This is a genomic window from Synechococcus sp. YX-04-1 (assembly GCF_030546365.1).
Taxonomy (GTDB): Bacteria; Cyanobacteriota; Cyanobacteriia; order PCC-6307; family Cyanobiaceae; genus Parasynechococcus.
The window spans coordinates 212,096-235,472 of record NZ_JAUONZ010000003.1 but is presented as its reverse complement, the minus strand read 5'-3'; the positions used below and the strand labels follow the sequence as shown (position 1 = coordinate 235,472).

At 57.1% G+C, this 23,377-nt stretch carries 24 protein-coding genes and 1 tRNA gene; 9 read left to right on the top strand and 16 right to left on the bottom strand.

Translation table 11 applies throughout. From position 1 onward, the window contains the following. Positions 1-4 precede the first annotated feature (4 nt). Both ilvC and cbiB read left to right on the top strand, forming a co-directional pair. Complete coding sequence (gene ilvC, locus Q3Y53_RS07400) at positions 5-1,000, top strand: ketol-acid reductoisomerase (protein WP_226425645.1); 996 nt, start codon at positions 5-7, stop codon at positions 998-1,000. A gap of 119 nt (positions 1,001-1,119) precedes the next feature. Then, positions 1,120-2,139, top strand: a complete 1,020-nt coding sequence (gene cbiB, locus Q3Y53_RS07395; RefSeq protein ID WP_303534696.1) for an adenosylcobinamide-phosphate synthase CbiB — start codon at positions 1,120-1,122, stop codon at positions 2,137-2,139. A 6-nt stretch (positions 2,140-2,145) separates the two neighbouring features. Here cbiB and Q3Y53_RS07390 read toward each other — a convergent pair whose 3' ends face one another. Both Q3Y53_RS07390 and Q3Y53_RS07385 read right to left on the bottom strand, forming a co-directional pair. After that, positions 2,146-2,904 carry a sugar transferase gene (locus tag Q3Y53_RS07390; RefSeq protein ID WP_226425649.1) on the bottom strand — a complete coding sequence of 253 codons (759 nt, stop codon included), beginning with the start codon at positions 2,902-2,904 and terminating at the stop codon, positions 2,146-2,148. A gap of 31 nt (positions 2,905-2,935) precedes the next feature. Beyond that, positions 2,936-4,165 carry a glycosyltransferase gene (locus Q3Y53_RS07385; RefSeq protein WP_303534694.1) on the bottom strand — a complete coding sequence of 410 codons (1,230 nt, stop codon included), beginning with the start codon at positions 4,163-4,165 and terminating at the stop codon, positions 2,936-2,938. 77 nt (positions 4,166-4,242) lie between these two features. Here Q3Y53_RS07385 and Q3Y53_RS07380 point away from each other — a divergent pair, with 77 nt between their 5' ends. Together Q3Y53_RS07380 and Q3Y53_RS07375 are read left to right on the top strand one after the other, a co-directional pair. Further along, positions 4,243-4,500: a hypothetical protein gene (locus tag Q3Y53_RS07380; protein WP_025362415.1), complete on the top strand. Its 258-nt coding sequence runs from the start codon at positions 4,243-4,245 to the stop codon at positions 4,498-4,500. Positions 4,501-4,660: 160 nt separating this feature from the next. Then, the gene (locus Q3Y53_RS07375; protein WP_303534691.1) at positions 4,661-5,215 is read left to right on the top strand and encodes a hypothetical protein; all 555 of its coding nucleotides are present in this window, start codon (positions 4,661-4,663) and stop codon (positions 5,213-5,215) included. A gap of 62 nt (positions 5,216-5,277) precedes the next feature. On the opposite strand, the gene Q3Y53_RS07370 is transcribed toward Q3Y53_RS07375, so the two are convergent. From Q3Y53_RS07370 to Q3Y53_RS07340, 7 genes are all read right to left on the bottom strand, one after another. Continuing rightward, positions 5,278-5,364 (bottom strand) — tRNA-Ser (locus Q3Y53_RS07370). A gap of 25 nt (positions 5,365-5,389) precedes the next feature. Further along, entirely contained in the window at positions 5,390-7,285 is a 1,896-nt protein-coding gene (locus tag Q3Y53_RS07365; RefSeq protein WP_303534814.1) for a ComEC/Rec2 family competence protein, read from the bottom strand. Between the two features lie 6 nt (positions 7,286-7,291). Next, complete coding sequence (gene glyQ, locus Q3Y53_RS07360; protein ID WP_115008732.1) at positions 7,292-8,182, bottom strand: glycine--tRNA ligase subunit alpha; 891 nt, start codon at positions 8,180-8,182, stop codon at positions 7,292-7,294. Positions 8,183-8,410: 228 nt separating this feature from the next. After that, a complete protein-coding gene (locus tag Q3Y53_RS07355; RefSeq protein WP_303534688.1) occupies positions 8,411-9,025 on the bottom strand; it encodes a hypothetical protein in 615 nt (204 codons plus the stop codon). 380 nt (positions 9,026-9,405) lie between these two features. After that, positions 9,406-9,762, bottom strand: a complete 357-nt coding sequence (locus Q3Y53_RS07350; RefSeq protein ID WP_303534686.1) for a hypothetical protein — start codon at positions 9,760-9,762, stop codon at positions 9,406-9,408. Between the two features lie 125 nt (positions 9,763-9,887). Next, positions 9,888-10,277, bottom strand: coding sequence for a hypothetical protein (locus tag Q3Y53_RS07345; RefSeq protein WP_303534684.1), 390 nt, complete (start codon positions 10,275-10,277; stop codon positions 9,888-9,890). A gap of 46 nt (positions 10,278-10,323) precedes the next feature. Next, complete coding sequence (locus Q3Y53_RS07340; protein WP_303534682.1) at positions 10,324-10,512, bottom strand: hypothetical protein; 189 nt, start codon at positions 10,510-10,512, stop codon at positions 10,324-10,326. 385 nt (positions 10,513-10,897) lie between these two features. Between Q3Y53_RS07340 and Q3Y53_RS07335 the strand changes: the two genes are divergently transcribed. Next, positions 10,898-11,746 (top strand): hypothetical protein, encoded by an 849-nt coding sequence (locus Q3Y53_RS07335; RefSeq protein ID WP_303534680.1) that lies wholly within the window; start codon positions 10,898-10,900, stop codon positions 11,744-11,746. A gap of 572 nt (positions 11,747-12,318) precedes the next feature. Beyond that, positions 12,319-12,468 (top strand): hypothetical protein, encoded by a 150-nt coding sequence (locus Q3Y53_RS07330; RefSeq protein WP_303534678.1) that lies wholly within the window; start codon positions 12,319-12,321, stop codon positions 12,466-12,468. A gap of 1,040 nt (positions 12,469-13,508) precedes the next feature. Here the strand turns inward: Q3Y53_RS07330 and Q3Y53_RS07325 are convergent. The 6 genes from Q3Y53_RS07325 to hisF all read right to left on the bottom strand — a co-directional run bounded on the left by Q3Y53_RS07325 (position 13,509) and on the right by hisF (position 18,744). After that, entirely contained in the window at positions 13,509-14,105 is a 597-nt protein-coding gene (locus Q3Y53_RS07325) for a site-specific integrase (protein WP_303534676.1), read from the bottom strand. A gap of 486 nt (positions 14,106-14,591) precedes the next feature. Then, positions 14,592-15,965, bottom strand: a complete 1,374-nt coding sequence (locus tag Q3Y53_RS07320; protein ID WP_303534674.1) for a tyrosine-type recombinase/integrase — start codon at positions 15,963-15,965, stop codon at positions 14,592-14,594. Further along, positions 15,965-16,669, bottom strand: a complete 705-nt coding sequence (locus Q3Y53_RS07315; RefSeq protein WP_303534672.1) for a hypothetical protein — start codon at positions 16,667-16,669, stop codon at positions 15,965-15,967. Before Q3Y53_RS07315 ends, Q3Y53_RS07320 begins: the two co-directional genes overlap by 1 nt. A 177-nt stretch (positions 16,670-16,846) precedes the next feature. Further along, positions 16,847-17,197 (bottom strand): hypothetical protein, encoded by a 351-nt coding sequence (locus Q3Y53_RS07310; RefSeq protein WP_114988475.1) that lies wholly within the window; start codon positions 17,195-17,197, stop codon positions 16,847-16,849. A gap of 78 nt (positions 17,198-17,275) precedes the next feature. After that, the gene (ubiE, locus tag Q3Y53_RS07305) at positions 17,276-17,977 is read right to left on the bottom strand and encodes a bifunctional demethylmenaquinone methyltransferase/2-methoxy-6-polyprenyl-1,4-benzoquinol methylase UbiE (protein ID WP_303534668.1); all 702 of its coding nucleotides are present in this window, start codon (positions 17,975-17,977) and stop codon (positions 17,276-17,278) included. Beyond that, entirely contained in the window at positions 17,974-18,744 is a 771-nt protein-coding gene (gene hisF, locus Q3Y53_RS07300) for an imidazole glycerol phosphate synthase subunit HisF (RefSeq protein WP_303534666.1), read from the bottom strand. The genes ubiE and hisF overlap by 4 nt, the downstream gene beginning before the upstream one ends. A 56-nt stretch (positions 18,745-18,800) precedes the next feature. On the opposite strand from hisF, the gene Q3Y53_RS07295 reads away from it, so the two are divergent. From Q3Y53_RS07295 to Q3Y53_RS07285, 3 genes are read left to right on the top strand one after another with little or no spacing between them, the layout of a single operon-like run. After that, positions 18,801-19,016 (top strand): DUF2862 domain-containing protein, encoded by a 216-nt coding sequence (locus Q3Y53_RS07295; protein ID WP_114988478.1) that lies wholly within the window; start codon positions 18,801-18,803, stop codon positions 19,014-19,016. 11 nt (positions 19,017-19,027) lie between these two features. Further along, positions 19,028-19,981, top strand: a complete 954-nt coding sequence (gene chlG / locus Q3Y53_RS07290; RefSeq protein ID WP_226425654.1) for a chlorophyll synthase ChlG — start codon at positions 19,028-19,030, stop codon at positions 19,979-19,981. After that, a complete protein-coding gene (locus tag Q3Y53_RS07285; protein ID WP_303534659.1) occupies positions 19,978-22,029 on the top strand; it encodes a transglycosylase domain-containing protein in 2,052 nt (683 codons plus the stop codon). Before chlG ends, Q3Y53_RS07285 begins: the two co-directional genes overlap by 4 nt. Before the next feature lie 9 nt (positions 22,030-22,038). On the opposite strand, the gene Q3Y53_RS07280 is transcribed toward Q3Y53_RS07285, so the two are convergent. Then, on the bottom strand, positions 22,039-23,376 hold the full coding sequence (locus Q3Y53_RS07280; RefSeq protein WP_303534656.1) for a 16S rRNA (cytosine(967)-C(5))-methyltransferase: 1,338 nt from the start codon (positions 23,374-23,376) through the stop codon (positions 22,039-22,041). Position 23,377 lies beyond the last annotated feature (1 nt).

The following is a 23,377-nucleotide window of genomic DNA, read 5'->3' as shown; positions in this document are numbered from 1 at the left end:
CCGGATGGCCCAGCTCTTCTACGACTCCGACGCCGATCTCGGTCTGCTGAACGGCAAGACCGTGGCCATCATTGGTTATGGCTCCCAGGGTCATGCCCACGCTCTGAACCTGAAGGATTCAGGTGTGAACGTGGTGGTGGGCCTCTACGACGGAAGCCGCTCAGCGGAGAAAGCCAAGGCCGATGGTCTTGAAGTGCTGAGCGTGGCCGATGCCTCGGCCAAGGCGGACTGGATCATGGTCTTGCTGCCCGACGAATTCCAGAAGGACGTCTACGAGAAGGAAATCGCACCTCACCTGAGTGCAGGCAAGGTGCTCAGCTTTGCCCACGGCTTCAACATCCGCTTCGAGCTGATCAAGCCCCCCGCTGATGTGGATGTGGTGATGATCGCTCCGAAGGGTCCTGGCCACACCGTGCGTTGGGAGTATCAGAACGGCCAGGGCGTGCCCGCCTTGTTCGCTATCGAACAGGATGCTTCCGGCAACGCTCGCGGCATGGCCATGGCCTACGCCAAAGGAATCGGTGGCACGCGTGCCGGCATCCTGGAGACCAACTTCAAGGAAGAGACCGAAACCGATCTGTTCGGTGAGCAGGCTGTGCTGTGTGGCGGTCTGTCCGAACTCGTGAAAGCTGGTTTCGAGACCTTGGTGGAAGCTGGTTACCAGCCCGAACTGGCTTACTTCGAGTGCATGCACGAGGTGAAGCTGATTGTTGATCTGATGGTGAAGGGAGGACTGACCTCCATGCGCGATTCGATCTCCAATACCGCGGAGTACGGCGATTACGTCAGTGGCCCTCGTTTGATCACCGCCGACACCAAGGCCGAGATGAAGCGTGTTCTGGCTGATATCCAGGACGGCACCTTCGCCAGGAACTTCGTGGCCGAATGCGAAGCCGGCAAACCCGAAATGAAGAAGGTGCGCGATCGTGACTCTCAGCATCCGATCGAGAAAGTGGGCAAAGGCCTTCGCTCGATGTTCAGCTGGCTGAAGGACGCCTGATCCAGCGCAAGCGCTGAACACCCGGTGGGATCAAACACCATCACTCACCGCATCCCCCGCTCTGTTGCCCTAACGGTGCAGAGCGGGGATTTTTGTTGGTTCCAGGCCATGCCCCTCCCATGACCTCAGAAACGATGGGAGGCCTGCTGGTGCTTGGGGCAGCACTGCTGGATCAGTTGATCGGTGACCCGCGCCGGATACTCCACCCCGTGGTGGTGATGGGGTGGAGCATCCGGCAGTTGCGCCATTGGGTCGAGCCATGGGCTGGGGACGATCCGATGAAGCTAAGGATCGGGGGAGGCCTGATCACCCTGATCCTGGTGCTTGGCAGCGTGCTGACGGGCTGGTGTCTGGAGCGGCTGCTTTGGCTTCCCTCCTCATGGCAGTGGATTTCCATCCCCGTTCTGGCCCTGAGCCTCGCCAGCACCCTGGCGGCCCGCAGCCTGAGGGACAGCGTGCTGGCGGTGGTGAATGCCTTGCCATCAGCGGCGGCAGGAGACCTCGAGCTGGCCCGCAGGAACTTGAGCTGGATCGTCGGACGAGACGTTCAGAGCTTGGATCGAGAGGGACTGCTCAGGGCCGCAGCCGAAACAGCCTCGGAAAATGCTGTGGATGGCGTGTTCGCACCTCTGTTCTGGATGGGGATCGGTGCGCTGCTTTGGATGGTCATGCCCTCTGGTCCTGGCCCCCTGGCGCTGGCCTGGGGCTTCAAGGCCAGCAGCACGCTGGATTCCATGCTCGGGTACCGCACCGGTCGTCTGCGCTGGTTAGGAACAGCCGGCGCACGCCTGGATGATCTGCTGACCTGGCTGCCCTGTCGTCTGGTCATGCTGACGCTGCCCCTGGTCTGCCCTCCCTGGAAGCAGTGGGCGCAACGGGTGCAAGCTGCAGAACGAGATGGGTCTGCAGATCCATCCCCCAATGCAGGGCGTTCGGAAGCGATCTACGCCCACTGCATCGGGATCCAACTCGGCGGCGAAAACAGGTATGGAGAGCTCTTGGTACAGAAACCGGTGCTTGGAGCTGGCCAACCAACTGCAAACGTGACTTTGGTCAGATCTGTTCTAAAGGCATCAAGCCGGCTGGAGATCGTCTGGCTCAGTGCTCTGGGAATCATCCAATTGGCGATCACCCGTTGAGCTCAGTCAGTAGGCACCACGGTCCATCGGGAGGAGCAACACACCAAACGTGCGAAGGATGATGGCGAAGTCCAGGCCGAACGAACGACCACGGGCATAGGCCAGATCGAGCTTGACGCGTTTTTTGTAGCTCAGGTTGTTTCTGCCACTGACTTGCCAGAGCCCAGTCAACCCAGGGCGAACTGAGGCAACTTCGTCCATGTAGGGGCCATAACGAACGAGTTCCTTCTGAACGATTGGACGTGGCCCAACAACGCTCATCTCACCGCGAAGAACGTTCAAAAACTGCGGCAGCTCATCGAGACTCGAGCGGCGGAGAAAACGACCAATAGGAGTGATCCGTGGATCACGCTTGAGCTTGAAGTCACGCTCGAACTCGTCACGCAGCGAGGGATCCGCCTCCAGAACACGCGCCAGAACGTCATCCGCGTCGGCCCGCATGGTCCGGAACTTGATACAGCCAAAACGCTGGTAGCTCCGGCCCACCCGACGCTGGACGTAAAACACAGGCCCCGGCGAACTGAGCTTCACCAATCCCGCCAGCAGCAGCAACACCGGTGAACCGATGCTGAGTACGGCGAGAGAAAAAACAATATCTCCGGTGCGCTTGAAGACTCGGCCCCAACGGTTCTGATGACGAATCAGCATGCCGGTCGACAAAACCGACGGCGGAGCTGAGATCAGCGCAAGGTGTGGCTTGTACTTGCCACGGCGAGCTGCACGCCCTGCGGTCTGAATCAAGGAAGGCCTGGAGGCCGAGGTCAAAGGCTCAACCTGGGACTCACCACACTCAACGTCACAGCTGGGGCCCTGGCATCTCCGCGGGGTCACTCGCTGCAACGGCACAGCCCCGTTGATGGGCGCGCCAGGCCGTTCGCAGAACCGAATCAAAGCGCGCCGCAAAGGCTTCCGGCCGAAAGCGCTCAGCCCACGCACGGATGGATTCCGAATCCAGAGAACGCCAAATCCGTTCTTGTTCAAACCACTCCACGGCCTGCACAAGCGACTCGACGCTCTGGTCCGGGAACAGCACCCCGGTGGGCTCGCGCAACCCGGCCGCTGCACAACGCACCGTGTCCAACAAACCGCCCCGCCCCAACCCAATCACCGGCGCTCCAGCCGCCATCGCTTCCACCGGAGCAATGCCGAAATCCTCCAGACCGGCATACACAAATGCCCGACAACGAGCCATGAGCTCTTCCACCTGCTGCTGGGGCTGACGGCCGAGCAAGGTGACAGTGGGACCGGCCAGAGCCTCCAACCTTCCCCGCTCAGGGCCATCGCCAACCACCAGCAGGGGAAGACCCAGCCGGTTGAAGGCTTCCACCACCAGATCCACCCGCTTGTAAGGGACCAAACGGCACAGGCAGAGGTAGACGTCGTCACGATCTGCATTCCAGCGAAAGCGATCCACCTCGACAGGGGGATGGATCACGTTGGCTTCCCGCCCCCAGTACTTGCGGATTCGCCGCGCCGTGAATCGGGAGTTAGCAATGAGGTGATCCACCCGCTGGGCACTGAGTTGGTCCCATTGGCGCAGTGCATGGAGCTGCCAGCGAATCAAGGGGCCCAGACCACACCGAACCAGCGCGGAGCGCTGCAGATAAGCGTGCATCTGGTCCCAGGCGTAACGCACCGGCGTGTGCACATAACTGATGTGCAACTGATCTGGAGCGGTGAGCACACCCTTGGCGACCAAATGGCTACTGCTGATCACCAACTCAGCGGCGCCAAGATCGATCTGCTCGATCGCAAAGGGCAACAGCGGCAGGTACTGCTGAACGTGGCTGTGCCCCCAGGGCAGGCGCTGTATCGGGCTGGTGAGAACAGAGCGACCATGCAACCAACTGCCCAACCGGCGGGATTCCGCATCGATCAGGGCGGCCAACTGCGGCTCACGGCCAAGGTTGCGCAGAAGGGAATCAACCTCTTGAACAACCTGTTCTGCACCTCCAACGGAGCGAGGCGAGAACCACTCATGAACCAGAGCGATGCGCTGCGGGAGGTGGTCCGAAGCCGAGGACATCCCTCTGGAATGAAACGAACGATACGAAGTCTCTCAGCTCATTGCAGGAGCAAGACAAGATCACGATGCTGGTGCACATGTCCAGCACGAACCTCACCATCAACATCCTCCTGGAAGAGGCGTTGAATGAACCGGACATCGGCACAACGAGTCGATTCCGTTGGCATGCCACGGCGGTGGGTATTGCAGCACTCTGGATTGACAGCGCTCCACCATCAACACCACCCTTTGAGGACGCACTCAAAGAAGGGCTCAATGTGGGGCTCGACCTCAGCCGCGAGGAACGGGAGTTCCATCAAGTGGAACAAGGACTGGTGCTTCTATTCCATTCCTGAGGAGATCAAGAGGGGTTGCTAAAAGAATTTGACGGGAAGCCACCCAAAGCGCTTTAACACTACACATGCAAATGAAAGATCTCTGGCATGCAAGATTACAGCCGGAGACGGGACAAGGGGCGAAATGAGGAGGAGCAACAAGGGCAGAAGGGCTCGCCACGTGATTGTGATTGCAGGTGCATCAGGCTCAGGCAAGACGCATTTGATCAAAAAACTGAGCCAGCCACCTCACGATGCGTTCACTTTGAACGTGCTGAAGCAACTGGGCTGTGATCCAAATCAACGCCTGAAACGCTCCACAGTTGAACGAATGCAGAGACTGATGGATCCAGCCAACTTCAAAAAACGAAAAACACGGAAGCTAAAACACTGCCTGCTGCTTCATGTCGATCTGACGAGCATCAATCACAACACCAATTTGAAGATGTTGCGGCAGATTTCAAAGCGAACCAAGCGGCTCGATGTGATCACCCTCTACACCTCACCGAAAGAATGGCGAAAACGCATCTTTGATCGTCTCCACACCGAAGATGAGCCATCGATGAGAGCAGCGCTGATTGCACTTTCAGCAAAAGTAAGCAGAAAAATTTCTAATTTCTTGTATCACAGGGAATACAACAAATGGCTGATAGAAATAAAAAACTATGCCGCACACAGCTGCTGCACGGTGAATACATTTGATCAGTCTTTCTTGAGATCAATACCCCCTTTCTAAGAAGATCTGCGCGAGAGTGAATTCAATATCGCTCAATCGGTCAGTTTTCGTTCATTCAAAAACGGAGAGGGTGGGATTCGAACCCACGAGGGTGTTACCCCTACACGATTTCGAGTCGTGCGCGATCAACCGGACTCTGCCACCTCTCCACACGCCCTAAGGCGTATAAGCACTTTAAAGGCCAATGAACCGCGAGCCAGCCCCATGCTGCAGAAGCCAACGCCGCTGTGAAGCGGAAGGCTTGAAGCCAAGCCATGTTCCGGTGATCACCTGCCGGGGGTCGGATCGCTGTTGCGCCTGCAGTGCCCACAAGGCCTGAGGCCTGGGAAACAGATGCCAGCGCTGACGTCCCACCCGCATCACCATTGCTCCAGAGCGATGCGGCAGGCGCCGCACCGATAAACCAGTGCTCTGCAACACCTGGCCGATGACGATGGGGGCTAGACCCTGCTGGGCAGCCTCAACGTGGTGAGCCAGCGCTTGCCAACAGGGAAGAACGTCTGTTGCCACAGGGTCTAGGAGCATCACCCAATCCAGACGGGCATGGCCATGCACGGCGGCGAGCCTCTGTGCCATCCGGCAACTGCGCGGATCGCCGTGGGTGCTCACCAGCGCAGCACGCCCACGATGGCGAGCCAGCAACCAGTGGCGACCGAACCGCTCCACCGCCACCAGGCCATCGCCAAGCTGCACCAGGCCATGGACGAGCAGGGCGGTTGCCATGGGGAGCAGCGCCCAGCGCCGGCAGCAGCGCTCTGCTCCCAGCAACCAAGGCAACATGCCCAGCACCAGCAGGGCAACCACCCACGGCTCGGGACGTCCGGTGAGCAGTTGGGCTCCAGGCCAGTGGCTGATCCAACTGGCCATGATCATCACCAGGCCCGCCAACTGATGGACGGGCCACAGCAGCACGGGCAGCAAACCCGTAGGCCCTACGAGAACCAACAACGCCGAAAGCATGGCCAGCAGCGTGAGCGGTGCCAGCAGCGGGGCAACGAGAAGATTGGCAAGCAGGGCATACAACGGCATGGCGCCGAAGTGGAGCAACTGCAGCGGCAGCGTCCAGAGCAAGGCCGCCACAGGGATGCACAAGGCCGCGGCAAGGCCGTGGCAGCGACCCGGCAGACAAGCTTGAACAGCCTGCTCGAGGCGAGGAGCCGTGAGGATCAACCCAGCGGTGGCCGCTGCACTGAGTTGAAAACCAATCGACAGGGCCCAGGCCGGGCGCAATAGCAACATGCCGCTGAGCGTCAGCACCAGCACCCCCACAGGACGGCTGTGATGACCTGACTCACGAATCAGCAAGGCCATCGCAGCCATGAGCACCGCCCGCACCACCGATGGCTGGGCTCCAGCAAGACAGACAAACAGCAGCAGCGCCATGGCCGCCAGGGGAAGCCGTAGGCCTGACGGCCAACGCCGGGCCAGCATCAGCACACTGCCCAGCAAAACGGAGAGGTGGAACCCTGATGCTGCGAGGGCATGGGACAAGCCGGCCATGCGGAACGCCTCTCTGACGTCATCCGGGAGCTGCACCTGGGAGCTGCCCAGCACCAGAGCGGCCAGAAATCCACCCCGTCGGGGCCCCACGGCCTGTTGCAGCCGATGGGCAACATCGCGCCGCAGATCAGCCAACGGCGTCCATGGACGTTGCAGCACCTCGATGCGCTCGACCCGCAGCTGACTCCAACTGCCTTGGCGGGCCAGACGTTCTGCCGACCCCGGCAACAGCGGGTGCGCTCCTGGCAGCGGACGCCTCAGCACACCCATGGCCTGGACACGCCAGCCCTGCAGCAACGGCGCAGAGCAGTCAGGCAGCTGCAGCTCGGTTCGCCCCTCGACCCAGCGAGCCTCGATCCGATCTACCTCCAACAGGCAGGAACACCCCGAGGGAAAACGGCGCACATCGGCGAGCAAGCGACCACTGATCGCCACGGCGGCAGGCGGCGTTTGGGTCAGGCGAGACGGATCGGATCGGCTTGGCGTCGGCGCCCCCCACAGCATCCCTCGAAGCACAAGGAGCGCCAGCAGAGAGAGGGCAAATGCATCAGCAGAACGACGTCGACGCAGAAACCATTAGGCCGCTGTCTCGAGAGTTCCCCCCTTCAACAGCGGGAAACCAAGGGCCTCCCGTTCCGCCAACCAAGCCTCAGCCACCTTGCGGGCCAGGTTGCGGATCCGGCCAATGGTGGCCGTGCGTTCCGTCACGGAAATCACGCCACGGGCCTCCAGCAAGTTGAAGGTGTGGCTGCACTTCAGAACGAAATCCAAGGCCGGTGCCGGTAGTTGCTTCTCGATCAGATCAGCAGCTTCCGCCTCGTAGATGGCGAACAACTGCTTGAGCCGCTCGGGATTGGAGGCCTCGAAGTTGAAGTGGCACTGCCCCTTTTCAAACGGCAGCCAAATCTCGCCGTAACTGCGCTCGCTGTTCCAGCTGAGGTCCCAAATACTTTCCACGTCTTGGAGGTACATCGCCAGCCGCTCGAGGCCGTAGGTGATCTCAATCGAAACGGGCTTGCAATCGATGCCGCCGCATTGCTGGAAATAGGTGAACTGGGTGACCTCCATACCGTCGAGCCACACTTCCCAGCCAACACCCCAGGCGCCGAGGGTCGGCGACTCCCAGTTGTCTTCAACAAAACGAATGTCGTGGTCAGCAGCCTTGATGCCCAGCGCCTCCAGTGACGCCAGATAGGTCTCCTGGATGCCGTCTGGGGATGGCTTGATCAGCACCTGGTACTGGAAGTAGTGCTGGGCCCGGTTGGGGTTATCCCCATAACGGCCGTCGGTGGGGCGTCGACAGGGTTCGGGATAGGCCACGGCCCAAGGCTCAGGCCCAATCGCCCGAAGCACCGTGTGGGGGCTCATGGTGCCGGCACCCTTCTCGGTGTCGTAGGGCTGCAGCAACAGACACCCCTGGTCTGCCCAGAACCGGTTGAGCGTGCTGATGATGTCCTGGAAGTGCATATGTCGGTCTGTTCTAGTGATGGTGGGGGTTTAGGGCGGTGAGATCTGTTGATCCCTTGTTGATCCCAGAGCGAAAACCCCAGTAATTACGAGACCTGTTGATCCGTTTGTTGATCCCGCCAGATCAACCACACCATTTTCCCAAATGACGGGTGGGATCAACGCACTACCACCCTCAAACACAACGACATCTCTGAAGCAGAACCGCAGAGACACCCAGGAGGACCCTCAATCGCTCTTGCCTCTGGGCGGGGGGCATCCATGTTTGTGGATGTAGTTCAGGCGCTTCTGGTCCTCGTAACGGCGCTTGTGCGCTGCTGCACGGTCCGCCTTGGAAGGAGGTGGAACATCACTGCCTGCGTACAGCGGATTCTTCAGGGCATCACGCTGCTCTTTGGGAGGCAACGGGCAGTTCCATCCAGCACCAGCAAGTTTCCGACGGAAGCGGTCCCAGCGGTACTGATCAGCGATCTGACTGTTGCTCGTCTCCGTGAGGAACTGGAAGAGCGTGTGGGTGCGCTTGCAACGGAAGCAGTGGAACTGATAACCGCCCCTGCTGGCGGTTCCAAACCGACCTCCTGTTTCACGCAGGCAGGCAGTGACCCTCGTCTTCTCGTAGGCAGTTTTCTGCTGTGCCGAACAGAAGGGACAGCGGAAGTGGAAGTTGACCGACTGACCAGAGTGCCGCTGCTCAAAACCTTGGAGTTGAGGGGTGATGTCGTTGATCACACCACGATCAATAACCTCTAACCAGTAACGCCACTTCTGTTCGTCAGTGATTGATTGAGACAACGAAAGTTGCCCACCATCCTCAAAGGGATTGGTGTACTTGTTTGTTTCCATTTGTTAACAGTTGTCCAGAAAGTAGTTAGTTTTTGTATAAATAAACTTTGAGTCAATTGGAATTTTATTTTTAATTTAATTAAAGAGATCTAGAGCACAGAGACACTCAATTCCAGAGACAGAGAACGAACTCAAACAACTTACTCTTCAGTCACACCAACGGATCTAAACCTAAATACAGTTAAGGCAACGGTACAGATTGAATCCAAATGGAATCCAGTAAGGCACCCAAGACGAAACACATTAGTTATTCCTCCAGGGAGGACTACATCACTGACCTTGAAGAGATGCTCATGCAGAAGTACAGAGTTGGATACTCTGCTCTGCACAAGCGTCTAGTAGTTGAGAAGAGCAATCAGTTACTCAACAGAACGATTTGATCAAACCAAATCACCCCACCTACAGACAAACAACCAATCACCAGATGGTGTTTCAGAAGGCAGTTTGTCTAGTTTATTCATTAAATCACTGAACACAATGCGGAGATAATGATCCTCTTGGTCAGAAGGTGCGCCATCTAATACGCCACTGTCGGAGATAGTTTGGCGAAGATCACTAGGTTCCGCATACTGATCACCAGCGTCTTCATCTAAATCCAAAATACTAGCGACATTTTGTCCATAGGCGACCCAATGAACCTTTGACTTATGGATGAAAGTTGCATCGTCCTCGCATGGAAGTTTAGTGCGATGGATGTATTGAGTAATTAATTCCCAAGTCATAGATAATTCAAGCAAGTTTGTTGGATGAGTTCGGAAGTATTCAGTTCGGTTCTATGAAGTGCTGCTCTATTCGCCTTGTTTGTCGGGCAGTCCAGAACGGAGTCCTGGGGGTTTATTGACGGTCTGCTGTCGTCAAAGCATCAAGCAGCGAGAAGCAGTTTCATCTGGTCAGCAGGTTCAGTGACCTCGGGGTTCTCAATACCTGCTTCTTCCAGGGCAACCCACCAGTGCCCCACCACACGATCACCAATCACCAGAGCACAGAGTTCGTCTTCATCGGTGTAGAGAAGGTGCTTCCAGAGGTCGTTCAGAGTTTCAGCGATATCCGCTGCTGCACCTTGCAGAGTCATCTCGGTGATGCCGTTCATGGGTTTGATGCCCGTCACCAGCGACTCGCTATTGATACCGCTCTCAAGGTCGTTCCCGATCCCCTGTGAACGGTGATCCCACTGGCGACCAATGGAAGTCATCGCAACAGCAAGGTCAGCACGAATCTGGACAGTGACGGTGGTGAGAGCAGTCGTGGGCATCGTTTGAGTCGTTTGAGGTTCGTAAGGGCAGGTAGTTGAGGCAGGTTCAGCAGGAGGTCTCTTCCTGTCGCAGCGCCACCAGTTGGTCGTAGATCGCACCGAGAGCGTTGAACTCGGATTCCTGGTCGTCGTCGTAGTGGAGGGTTCCCTCGTAGAGCACACCCATCAGGAGGTCTTCAAGGGCGCTGTACTGCTCCTGGTTGATCTGGATGGATTGAGTGGTGGCGGTGGTCATCGGGTTGTCTCCCTTGTTTCGTTGCACATACGATAGAACGATATTCTCTGCACGGAGACAGTCGTATGCAACTTCAGAGAGAGGCACAGGTCCTATGACTTTCTCCGTAAAGAGATGGTAGTATCTCTGCAGGCAGGCGCTGCTCTTGACTACGAGAAGGGTGGTCATCAACGCCAGGCAGTAGACCCAGAACACTCTGGTACAAATAAAAATGCAGGTTTTGCAGTAGTTCTGGCGCTTCAGGGTGCGGTTCCCGCCCTAACGACAACCAACTACAGAGAGAGTCGTTGATCTGGCGCAGAGAGTGTCGTACCTTGACCTCATGAAGAAGGCAGCAACACCCACGACAACGACTGAATTCCTGGCGGTCCTGGTTCAGGGGTCCATGGATTCGGTTGAAGGTGTTCTCCAGATCTGCAGGACCATCAGCACTGCGAAGGAGACGCTCCCTGAAACGGAGTTCAAGGACCTTCGGGACCGCTGGGGCAAGGGTCAAAAAATCTGGTCCAAACTCCTGCAGATCGGTCTTGATGACCGATTGGAAGCGATCCAGGAACACCTGCCTCCCTCGTACACAACGATCCATCAGGTCCACTGCCTGAACGATGAGGAACTGAAGGAGGCGGTGGACAGCGGCGCACTGCACCCAGGTGTTTCCCAAGGTGTGCTCACACGCTGGTTGAAGGAATACCGCTTCGTTGGAACCCAGGAGGCAGTACCAACTGACTTCAGTCCGATAGCGACTGTTATGGGTCCTTCAGGTGTTGATCCAGAGCACCTGGAACGCTTTAAGAGCGACCTAGAGAAGTTGGTCACCACCTACGGGTTCAAGTCACAGCACCAGGAGGATCAATCCACAACCGCCCTGCGCCTGCGAAGAAATAAAGACAGATCCCATGAAATGGTCGGGACACTGCTCAAGGACCTCAAGACCACCTGGAAGGACGCTCCAGACAACCTGAAGACGCTCTTCAACCTGCAGTCGCTAGAGGACCTGATCCACGGTCCGATGTCGGATTTCACTGGATTCCTGAACAGGGTCCGTGGTGGGCGTGATGGGTTCTGGAGTTTGCATGCCCATGACTACATCCACAAGATTGCCCTGGAGTACCTGAAGACCGACTCACGGGGTCAACGCTTCAACTACCGCAGGCGTCTGCGTGAGATCGCTCAACAGCACCCGCACCTTGCCGAGAAGGTGCAGAACACGCTGGAGGACTGGTTGAAATACTGATCAAACACTCCGCAATGTGGCGGAATGCGATGGCGAGGAAATCATGTTTTTTAACTATGCAGTGCTCGCTGGTTAAGACAGCAAGCACTGAAGATATGGACACCTAAAGAACACAAACTATATAAATATATTCACGCAATCAACAATAATTATGTAAATCTGATGCAAACTGGGGTCATTGAATTGAGCGCATAAAAAGAGACCCCTCTACCACCGAAGGGTCATTATGTCTCACTCTCGCAAACGAAGAATGTATTCGTACTCCTATTTAGCGGACATCAGCGCAGATTATGCGGAAAAACTTGATGATGCACGCTGGTCTTGGTTACACACTCTCCTGGGAGAGTGGAAGGTAGATCTAGACAGGAGAATCCGTATCTACAAGGAAACAGAATCATGCACACGCTTCCAACAGGACGCAATATTAGCGTACATTTTACAGCAGAAGAGTTAGTCCTCCTCAAGGAATTTGACCGATACTGCAAGGACAACTTCACCACAAAATCAGGTTGGGTGAAGAGGAACATCCACAAACAACTTCTGCAAGAGCAGAAACGACAACTAGCAAGTAAATGAAAACCTTATCCATCAGCGACACCACAATGTCCATGCTGACCGACATCAGCAAGCGTCACAGCAACAAAAAGGTAAATCTGATCGTTGAAGATCTGATTGAGAAACTCTACGCCGACATGAAGAGGAAAGGAGGCAAAGTGCTGTGAATGAATCTGATCGGAAGCGCAAGGACAGTCGCAAACGAATCAAGACACTCAAGGGCAGAGGGCAATCCAAGGACCCCTCAAGCATTGATGTACCCCAGGGCGACAGTCCCAAAGACGACTCCAACTTGATCTATGTGGGAGGCATCGCCAACTTCCATGAGCAGGAGGGCGGTAAATCATTTCGTCAGATGCGAGAGGACATCCGCAGGTCACAGGAGTTACAAGAGCGCAAGAACTCAAAGAAACGAAGAACCAAGAACCCAAGTACAGAGGGAGGTGACCCTCGTTCAATGAAAATCCGTGATCTCAAAAATAGAGAAAATTCGTGGCGAGGTTTGGAATAATTCAATCACTCTTTTTCTATAATCCCGTTTTCGTCCACACTGATACATGCCTGCTTGAATCTAACGAAAAACACGAAACTTTTGCAATACAACTGCAATAGATGTGGATCCAATGGTTCAGATCCACACCATTGCAGTGTTTTTTTAGCGAAACTCAACTGATGTGATGGTGATCTCCTTGGATGAACCGTGACGGTCACGCAATTTCTTCATCACAGCACTCTCGGTCTTCCCAGCGAACTGACCTGCAATGTTCATTGTCCAGGTCCTCTTGGAATAACTGTGTTGAGTGCTGATCACATACTCCACCTTGGCGACATAACTAGGCATCACGACTCCACTGGTGCTGGTGCTGGTTCAGGTCCCAACCGCACAACATCAAACCAGGGAGGTACACACTGATTCGGCACACCTCTAGGTGCCCAAGTCATGAACCGCAAGCGGGAGTCGGTTCTCGGATCCTCCCAATGAGCGAATCCAACATCCTCACGAGTTGCAGCACATAACTCGGGATAGTCGGAGATGTAGACCCGCTCTGTTTGCTCACAATCCACTGGGGTCCACCCAGCAGTCAGGAGTTGTTTCCTGAACTGTTTGTAAGCGGTGTCGCAAGGAAGGGCGAAGGCAGGAAGAACATTGATTGCAGCAAGGAAGATGCCTGCTGCTATGTGGAAACGATTAAGCATTGAACTCGGGTTAGGTGGTCGCCATGCGCTGGCGGTACTTGTCCACGACCTCTGCCTTATCAATCTCCAGGTACTCCTGGAGCGACTGCAGCGACCTATGCCCACTGATGTGCTGGATCTCCCGAAGGTTCCATCCATCCCGATACAACTCCGTCAGTTGAGTGCGGCGGAACGAGTGGGATGAGATTCCCTGGAGGTTGTTCCAGTCGCACACACGGCGCAGTTCTTTATCAAAGGACTGCACCGTCAGATGCTTCCTGCCTCCACGGTCTTGTGTGGGTGACTCGTTGAAGAACAAATAGTCAGCAGGTCCCAGATCCAGACAACGCACCCGCAGCAGCAGTTTCTGCATCAGGTGCTCGGGCAGATAGATCTCCCGTGTCTCCTTCGTTTTGGTGGTCATCCGCTCCAGAACCACCATCTGACGGTCAGGAACAAGGTTCCTCACTCGGATGGTGAGCACCTCCCTGATGCGACCTGCTGACCAATACAAGGTTTCTGCGATCAGTCGGTACTTCTCGGGAAGGTGCTTCTGAATCAGTTCACGCTCCTCGGTGGAGAGGACCTTTGACTTTCCAGAGCGGTTGACCTTGTGAAAGACAGACACGGGGAAAAGGCGTGAACAACCAAAGCATACTGCGTCTCTGCACGGAGAGTGTCGTCTTCTCTGCGATTGGTTGCACTATCCCTGGAAGATCAACCAAGGAATCCAGTCCCAGACAGGCGTTTGGTTTTGACCGATTCGTTGAGACGAGAAATGAGACAGATGAACGACATCTCTTGGGTGTTGATGTCGTTGGTACATCTGAACTATCGTGGAGTTCTTCGCTGTTGTCCCATGACCGATCCAGAGGAGTGGGGTTACCTGCCTTACGGGCATCTCTCACCAGCAGGTGAAGGCGCAAACGCTTGCCTCTACTGCGGGCATTACGAGCACCATCCGACGCTGCTGTGCGTCCCTCTGACGATCTGCCGCTTGCACCAGGGCATCGTTCCTAATCACAAAGCATCGTCAGTCGTATGTCGTGACTGGATCCCTAGAAAAACTTGACCCTGCAACTGTTACCAATCAACGAGCAGAGTAAACAGAAACTTATATGAGTTTCCTGCTGCCGTAGGGGTTCTGATCCTTCTTGCCGTACTGACGCTTGGTAACTTCTGGGATACGGTTACGCATTTTCATACGGTCATAGTGACGCCTCATGACGGAATAACTATGACCAGTCAACTTACAAACATCATCAGCAGATACACCTTCCTCTAGCAAGTTGGTGACGAAACTACTGCGTGTGGAGTAAAGAGTGTACTGATCCTCAAACTTATCTCCAATTTTTGCCTTGAGTTGGGACCATGCTTTTGAGTACATGGTGTACGAATAAGGTTTATTTGTTTTTGGGTTGGCGAAGATCAGATCACCGCTCTTGAGAGGTGGATACCCATTTTCCTTACGCCACTCAACAACAAAATCACGCCATCGCTCCAGATACTCTGCTGCCCGACAGGGAACCTCACGAGGGACCTTGGTCTTCGTCTTGCGAATATGAACCAATGAGATCGGTTTATCTTCCACCTCTCGTTTCTGACTCTCGGACCATCTGGTTTGTGGAATGATCTCAACATCGTCCCAAGGGACCCCACGCTCCAAGACATCCTTCTTGTTGTTAAAGCGCCCAATCATCTCGGATGGACGATTACCCAGGTTGTAGGCAACCAGCAGATAATGCCTAAAACACTGCTTCCAATAAGTGACCTCTGCCCTGTTCACACCTACCTTTGACTCGGACCAACTCTTCAAGTAGCGCCATATCATTTCCCACTGCTTCACAGGAATTGGAGGATTAGCAGACAGATCATCTAGATCCAACTGCTTCATTTTAATTAGAGGTTTACGACGCACATATCCTTTGGGAACCAGATAGTTGTTATACCATTCGTTGATCAAACCAATTTCAGAGTTTATCGTTCCATCAGTTGGCGGTTTGCGCTGATTCGGATTAGACCCTTTGTAGTATTTCCAACCTTCCGTAGTACGCCAAAAACGAAAATCATCAAAAGTATCTGCCTGAAGATCAGTAACCCTTTTCACACCACGACTCTTGAAATAGTTAGGGAGAGCGTTGGTAAAAAATGATCGCTTACTACGCCATGTGCCTTCCTGGATTTCGCCAGTAATCACACGCTGGTACGACTTCTCTATCCAGTCGTCCATCAGGTCCTGGACGCTCTTGGCGGTGATGCTGCCGCCGTCCTCCTCAATGGTCTTCAGTTTGCGCCACTCCTCATAGGCACGACGCTCTGCCTGTGCCCTGTCTTCGGTCTTCAGGGATCGCTTGATGTAGGTCCGCTTGTTGTTCGGACCAGCAGGGATGTACTGCCGAAACCACCAGAACCGAGGTTTGTTGGCGAAGCGGCAGATCTCAAACTCGCCACCGAGCAGAGGAATCTTTTCCAGCAGGGCACCGCTCATCAGTACCCACCTCGGTTGCAGGTGAAGGTCTGGTCGTCAATGGACAGGAACCACCTGATCACGGGTTTGTTGTCGTCACCCGTGTGAATGCCCCAGGCGAAGGAGATTCCTGGTTCACTGCTCGCCTTGCTGTTGAAGTTCCCCGAAGTACCTCGGGAATGGGATAGACCCACCTCCTCCTGGTCATCCACTTCCATCACGCCGTGACGGTATCCACCGTCCAGGAAGTCAGTGATCCGAAAGAGGACGGTGTGTTCGCCGCAGATGTAGCGGTACTTCCCTGCCGTGTTGAACCGTTTGGCGTAGTCCTTCAACGCTGCTGGATCAGGTATTGCCCAGACACCAACATCAGCATCACCGTTATCGCCACGCCTCCACGCTTTGCAGTCGTACTGCTGCCCACCTACAGCGATGTACTGCCTCCCTGCAGAGCGCCAGAGGACCTGTGAACGCTCTTCCACTGGGTACGGGTAGACCGAGAGCACCTCACCATCACCGAACTGGTTCTCGTACTCCAGTCGGGAGACCAGCGTCTGACCGTTCTCGCAGCGATAGAAGAACGGCGGGAAGTTTCTTGTGTACTTCTCGTTTGCCTCGGGACTCGGAATCAGCAGGAAGGTCGGTACGACACCTAGCGAGAACACACTTCTCCGCACTGCTGCAGCGAACCCCTTGAAGGGATCAACAGCACGGGAGGTATGCACCCAGAGCACCACATGGTTTCAACAACCAACGGACCATAGCGTTGATCCCTTGTTGATCCCAGTAGTATTAGCAGCGCAGAACCCAGTCCCTCACTCAATCTGGTTGAGAGTGGTGATGATGTCCTGAAAATGCACTGGGCCGGGGCTACCTGAGTTCCGATTCTGCCCAGTGGCCGGTCAGCCCTCCAAGGCCAGGCAACGATGCAGGTGCGCGATGGCGTGATGGCGATGCGGATTGTTGCCGCTGGGACCAATCATTCCGAGCCAGAAACTGCCATCCCCTTGAAAGACCAGGACGGGCTTTGCACCTCCCTTGCCGTGGCAATCCAGCAAGGACATGCAGAGCTTTTCAGCCACCTCCGGCCCCTTAGGGCGCTGGCGCAGGCGACGCAGCAAGGGATCCACCTGCGAGAAGGAGACAAAACAGGCGCGGTCCGAGTCGGTGATCAGGATCAGACCATCCAGCCACTGCACTTCCTGAAGCAGCTCTTCGATGCGGGGCAGCAGCTTCGGCAGCGGAAACGCCAAACCGGACTCCCCCTTCATCTTCTCTTCAACTTTCCTAAAACAGCATCGGGGGGTGTCGCAAGCGACATAGGCAAAGATTCATGCCCTGAGGATCAAAGTCCCCATCTGTCCGGCCACCAGCGAGCGGTGGGTCGCTTCAGAAAAACCCGCCTGCCGTGCCAGCCGCTCCTGTTCAGGCCCCGCAGGGAAGCGCTCCAAACTCTTTTCCAGGTAGGCGTACTCCTCCCGCAAACCCACAGAGGCGGCAGCGGGCACCACAAAGCGACGCAGATAGAAGCGCTGAAAGACGGCCGCCGCTCCGCTTTGGGGCAGACGGTTGAAATCCAGCACCCCGGCACGCCCGCCGGGCTTCAGCAGCCGGCGCAGTTCCTTCAGCCCCTGCAGGGGGTCCGCCAGATTGCGCAATCCATAAGCCATCACCGCACCATCAGCGCAGGCACTGGGCATGCCAGTTTCCAGAGCATCCCCCTGATGGAAGGTCACAGGCAACCAGGGCTGCTGACGCTGACGCTGGCGGGCCCGCTCCAGGGGAGCAGCGGCGGCATCCAGACCGGTCACCGCACCAGAGGGGCGAACACAGCGCCCCAGCTCCAAGGCCAGGTCCCCAGTGCCGCAGCACAGATCCAGCCACTGTTCGCCGGCCACCGGCTTAAGGGCGCGCACCAACTGACGTTTCCACTGGCGGTGCAACCCGAAACTGAGCACATCGTTGAGGCGGTCATAGCGGGGAGCCACAGCATCAAACAGCTGTTCCACCGCCGCGGGATCACCAGGCTTCATGGACGAATCGTCAGGCCACGGGAGAGCAGATCTTGCTTGATCTGTTCCACGGTGAGAACACCGTCGTGCAGCAACGAGGCCAGCAAGGCTGCGGAGGCATGGCCTCCCTCTGGGCCCACGTCCAATGCCTCAGCGATGTGATCCATGCAGCCCGCGCCACCGGAGGCAATCACCGGTATGGGGACCGCATCGGCCACGGCCCGGGTCAGGGCAAGGTCGTATCCAGCCTGGGTGCCATCACCATCCATCGAGGTGAGCAGGATCTCTCCAGCCCCAAGGCCAGCCACCCGCTGGGCCCACTCCACAACATCGAGGCCCGTGTTCTCGCGGCCTCCCTTCACATAAACGTCCCAGCCGCCGGCATCGCGCCGACGGGCATCAATGGCCACAACGATGCACTGGCAGCCGAACTGATCGGCCCCCTCCCGCACCAGCTCAGGCCGCCGCACCGCCGAGGAGTTGAGACTCACCTTGTCGGCACCGGCCCGCAACAACTCGGTGATTCCTTCAACGGTGCTGATGCCACCGCCCACGGTGAAGGGAATCGTGACCGATTCAGCTGTTCGACGCACCATATCGATCAGGGTGCCGCGCCCCTCATGGCTGGCTGCGATATCAAGGAAAACGAGTTCATCCGCCCCTGCAGAGCTGTAACGGCAAGCCAGCTCCACTGGATCACCGGCATCGCGCAGGCCAACGAAATTGACACCTTTCACCACCCGTCCCCGGGCGACATCCAGGCAAGGGATAAGACGCAGAGCAACCATCGATTCGGCGCAAAAGCGACTGTTAAGGTTGCGCCACTCTCCAAGCCTCGCAGGCCATGTCCCAGGCTGACGCCATCTCGATCGGCTCCAAGGTTCGCGTGACCCGCGTGCGGGATCGCATTCCTCAGGCCATGGTCGACCTTCTGAAGAAGGATGCCAACGGCACGGTGAAGGATTTCCGCACCGTCGACGGCAAAGGAATCGGTGTGGTTGTTGAGCTCAGCGATGGCTCCACCAGCTGGTTCTTCGAAGACGAAATCGCCGCCGCCTGAGGACTGTCTCTGTGAGCGACGCGCGTCAGCTGCTTGGGATGAAGGGTGCCTCAGGCACCACCAACATCTGGAAGCTGCGGCTGCAGCTGATGAAACCGGTCACCTGGATCCCCTTGATCTGGGGGGTGATCTGTGGAGCCGCAGCCAGCGGTAACTACGAGTGGCGACTTGACCACGTCCTCGCAGCCTTCGCCTGCATGTTGATGAGCGGCCCCTTGCTGGCGGGCTTCACCCAAACCATCAACGACTACTACGACCGCGAGATCGACGCGATCAACGAGCCCTACCGGCCGATCCCGTCCGGAGCGATTCCCCTGGGCCAGGTCAAGCTGCAGATCTGGGTGCTGCTGCTCGCCGGTCTAGGCGTGTCCTACGGACTCGACCGATGGGCGGGCCACACCACTCCTGTGGTTTTTCTGCTGGCGTTGGGCGGCTCATTTGTGAGCTACATCTACTCAGCACCGCCGCTCAAGCTCAAACAGAACGGTTGGCTTGGGAACTACGCCCTCGGTGCCAGTTACATCGCCCTGCCCTGGTGGGCCGGTCAGGCCCTGTTTGGACAACTGACCTGGGGCACAGCACTGCTCACCCTGGCCTACAGCCTTGCGGGTCTTGGCATCGCTGTCGTCAACGACTTCAAAAGCGTTGAAGGCGACCGTGAACTCGGACTTCAATCTTTGCCGGTGGTGTTCGGCATTGAACGGGCCAGCTGGATCAGCGCTGGAATGATCGATGTATTTCAGCTGGCGATGGTTGCCGTCTTGATCGGGATCGGCCAGCATTTCGCAGCGGTTCTGCTGGTTCTGTTGATCGTTCCCCAGATCACCTTCCAGGACATCTGGTTATTGAGAGACCCCGTTGCCTTCGACGTCAAATATCAGGCCAGTGCGCAACCCTTCCTGGTGCTTGGCATGCTGGTGACCGCTCTGGCCGTGGGCCACAGCCCCTTGACCCAGGTGATGTGAACCGTTCCCGCCTGCACTGGGCACTGACTGCGGGCACAGCCGCTGCAGTGGGCGTGGGAGCTGCCCTGGGCATGCGCGCTCTGACGGAACTGGTGGATTCCACGCTTCCTGATGCCAGAGGGATTTCCAGCTTCAACCGTCCAGGAACGATCACCCTGCTCTCCACCAATGGCAAGGTGATCCAGAAGCTTGGGCCGGCGACGCGAGAGAAGGTGAAGCCCGGTGCGATGCCGCCAACGGTGGCTGAGGCTTTCATCGCCGCCGAAGACCGACGTTTCTATCAACACGACGGTGTGGATGGCTGGGGCATTGCCCGGGCCATCGTCACCAATGTCCGCCAAGGCTCGGTTCGGGAAGGGGCAAGCACCATCACCCAGCAGCTGGCTCGAACCGTCTTTTTGAGCCAAGACCGCACGATCACCCGCAAACTCAAGGAAGCGGCTCTGGCCATGAAGCTTGAGCGCCAGCTGAGCAAACAGCAGATCCTCGAGCAATACCTCAACTACGTCTACCTGGGATCGGGCGCCTATGGGGTTGCCGATGCGGCCTGGATCTACTTCTCCAAAACCCCTGAACAGCTCACGGTTCCTGAAGCAGCCATGATCGCTGGGCTGCCGCCGGCGCCATCGATTTATTCACCCCTGGTGAACCCAGATCTGGCCAAGGAGCAGCGCTCGATCGTTCTGGATCGCATGGCCCAGGCCGGATTCATCTCCGCCAGCGAGGCGGAGCGCGGTCGCAACAGCCCCTTGGGGCTGAAGCCCGCAACACCCAAGTACTTCAACAGTTCAGCGCCTTACTTCACCACCTGGATTGCCCAGGAGCTGCCCAAATTCTTGACGCCAGAACAACTGGAAGTGGGTGGGGTCAAGGTGCGCACCAGCCTCAATCTCGACTGGCAAAAGAAAGCTCAGCAGGTGATTCGAACCAATGCCCCCTTCGACACCGAAGGGGCGATGGTTTCGATCGATCCCGGCAACGGACTGGTGCGGGTGATGGTGGGCGGAAAGGATTTCTCCAAGAGTCAGTTCAACCGCACGATCCTGGCGCTGCGCTCACCAGGGTCCACCTTCAAACTGTTTCCCTACGCCGCGGCCATTGATCGGGGCATGAAACCCGAAACCAAAGTGTTTGATGCCCAGCGTTGCTGGAACGGCTACTGCCCAAAAAACTTTGGCAACAAGTACTACGGCAACATCTCCCTCTCCAATGCCCTGAAGAACTCACTCAACACCGTTGCAGTTCAACTGCAAGACATCGTTGGGTTTGATGCGGTGATTGAAATTGCCAACAACTTCAACATCGGCACCGAGCGGCCTCTCGGCAAGTACTACCCCATGGCGATTGGTGCATACGAGCAAACCATCCTCGACATGACCGCCGCTTATGCAGGCATGGCCAATCGCGGAGTGTTCTTCACACCCAGCCCCTTCGAAGAAATTCGTGGACCGAAGAATGAGCTGCTTTGGAGCCGGCGCATGAGCGACAACCGAGGCAAACGGGCAGTTGATAGTGATGTGGCAGACACCATGAACTGGATGCTGCAACGGGTGGTGACCGGCGGTACCGGCATCGCCGCCAAACTCGATGATCGACAGGTGGCCGGCAAAACGGGAACGTCAGAGAACACCCGTGATCTCTGGTTCATTGGCTCGATTCCTCAGCTCACAACAGGCGTCTGGTTCGGATACGACGACGACCGAGCCACCAAAAGCACCAGCGGCGAGGCGGCATGGGCGTGGAAGCAATTCATGCTCCAGATCAAGGACGAGATCCCCGTCCGCAACTTCCCCGACAAACCCAAGCTGAAACGCAAAGTGCGTTTGGCTGTCGACCCGAAAACAATTGCCAAGCCACCGAAGACCAAACCAAAGCAGAAGAAGGAGAAAGGCAACGGCGAGCTTGATCCAGCTCAACCAACAGTTGAGACGGACCTGCCCGCTCTCACGCCCATGTCACCTCCACCTCGCCAGACGCCCTATCTCTGGAGAAACAGCTCACCAGGCAACAACGTTGATCGCCAAGGACGTCGCTGGACACGGGATTGATCCAGGGCCTTAGACCCGCTGAAGCACAGCCGAATAGAACCCATCCCCCCCGCCTGATTGATCCGGCCAGCGCTGGCTGTCCTGCTCCAAACGCAGCGTTGGGTGACGCTTCAACAGAGCCTGGATCTGTGCCTGATTTTCATCGGGATGAATGGTGCAGGTGGCATACACCAAAGAACCTCCAGGAGCCAACAACGGCAGAAGTCCGTCCAGAAGAGCCTGTTGTTGGGGCAAAAGACCACGGATGGATTCGGGTGTCACCCGCCAACGGGCATCGGGGTGACGGGCCAGAGTTCCAAGCCCCGAACAGGGGGCATCAATCAGGATCCTCTGGAACGATTCACGCCATTCGGGACGCTGATCCAAGAGATTGGCGGCATCCGCTGCCAGGGCATTGATGGATGCAAGGCCCAGCCGGGCAGCATTCGTAGCAACGCGCTTGAGCCGTCCAGCCGAACGGTCCACAGCCCAGATCTCCGCCTGATCCCCCACCAACTCCGCCAAATGGGTGGATTTTCCCCCCGGCGCCGCGCAGGCATCCAGGATGCGATCCCCCGGATTGGGCTTGAGCAGAGGCGCAATCCATTGCGCCGAACAATCCTGCACACACCAATGGCCCTCGGCGTAGCCAGGCCATTGGCGCAGATCACCGCTGTGCCCAGAGATGCGCAGGCCGTTAGGACAACCAACGATGGGCTCACTGCTGATGCCAGCCGCGGCCAGATCCTGCTGCACCTGCGAAGGGCTCGATCGCAACCGATTCACCCGCAAATCCAGATCCGGCACCCGGTTGCAGGCGCGCGCTACCGCCTCGGCCCCCTCCGCCCCGCGCCATTCGATCAACAACTGGGTGAACCAATCCGGCAGGGAATGGGCTTGGGCCAGCTGGGCCGCCGGATCGTTGGGCAGCTGCAGGGTTTCGCCGGCCTCCCGCGCCCGCAGTGCCGCCCGCAGAACCCCATTCACCACAGGGGCCAGTCGGGCCAATCCCTTGCTGGCTTTGGCCAACTCCACAGCAGTGTTCACCGCTGCTGAATCAGGAATCCGCTCCATCAACATCAGTTGATAGAGACCCACATGCAACAGCCAGCGCAGCTTGGGCGGTTGCTTTGCAGCCGGCACCTTGCCCAACCGATCCAGCCAGGCATCAAGAGTGCGCCGTTGGCGGATGGCGCCATAGGCCAGCTCGGTCACCAAACCCCGATCGGAAGGCTTGAGGTCCCGCTCCCGCAGCACCCGCTCCAGTGCCACATCGGCATAGGCCCCAGCCGCAACTGCTTGCAACACATCCCAGGCGAGACGGCGCGGCAGCAGTCCAATCGGAGCCGAATCAGACAAGAGCACCACG

What these genes read in the sequence shown, in the direction of transcription:
- Q3Y53_RS07335 (WP_303534680.1), top strand. Translation starts at nt 10,898, where the DNA reads ATGGATTCGGTTGAAGGTGTTCTCCAGATCTGCAGGACCATCAGCACT.
- ilvC (WP_226425645.1), top strand. Translation starts at nt 5, where the DNA reads ATGGCCCAGCTCTTCTACGACTCCGACGCCGATCTCGGTCTGCTGAAC.
- hisF (WP_303534666.1), bottom strand. Translation starts at nt 18,744, where the DNA reads ATGGTTGCTCTGCGTCTTATCCCTTGCCTGGATGTCGCCCGGGGACGG.
- glyQ (WP_115008732.1), bottom strand. Translation starts at nt 8,182, where the DNA reads ATGCACTTCCAGGACATCATCAGCACGCTCAACCGGTTCTGGGCAGAC.
- Q3Y53_RS07345 (WP_303534684.1), bottom strand. Translation starts at nt 10,277, where the DNA reads ATGCCCACGACTGCTCTCACCACCGTCACTGTCCAGATTCGTGCTGAC.
- Q3Y53_RS07330 (WP_303534678.1), top strand. Translation starts at nt 12,319, where the DNA reads ATGAAAACCTTATCCATCAGCGACACCACAATGTCCATGCTGACCGAC.
- Q3Y53_RS07320 (WP_303534674.1), bottom strand. Translation starts at nt 15,965, where the DNA reads ATGAGCGGTGCCCTGCTGGAAAAGATTCCTCTGCTCGGTGGCGAGTTT.
- Q3Y53_RS07380 (WP_025362415.1), top strand. Translation starts at nt 4,243, where the DNA reads ATGTCCAGCACGAACCTCACCATCAACATCCTCCTGGAAGAGGCGTTG.
- ubiE (WP_303534668.1), bottom strand. Translation starts at nt 17,977, where the DNA reads ATGAAGCCTGGTGATCCCGCGGCGGTGGAACAGCTGTTTGATGCTGTG.
- cbiB (WP_303534696.1), top strand. Translation starts at nt 1,120, where the DNA reads ATGACCTCAGAAACGATGGGAGGCCTGCTGGTGCTTGGGGCAGCACTG.
- Q3Y53_RS07355 (WP_303534688.1), bottom strand. Translation starts at nt 9,025, where the DNA reads ATGGAAACAAACAAGTACACCAATCCCTTTGAGGATGGTGGGCAACTT.
- Q3Y53_RS07340 (WP_303534682.1), bottom strand. Translation starts at nt 10,512, where the DNA reads ATGACCACCGCCACCACTCAATCCATCCAGATCAACCAGGAGCAGTAC.
- Q3Y53_RS07385 (WP_303534694.1), bottom strand. Translation starts at nt 4,165, where the DNA reads ATGTCCTCGGCTTCGGACCACCTCCCGCAGCGCATCGCTCTGGTTCAT.
- Q3Y53_RS07295 (WP_114988478.1), top strand. Translation starts at nt 18,801, where the DNA reads ATGTCCCAGGCTGACGCCATCTCGATCGGCTCCAAGGTTCGCGTGACC.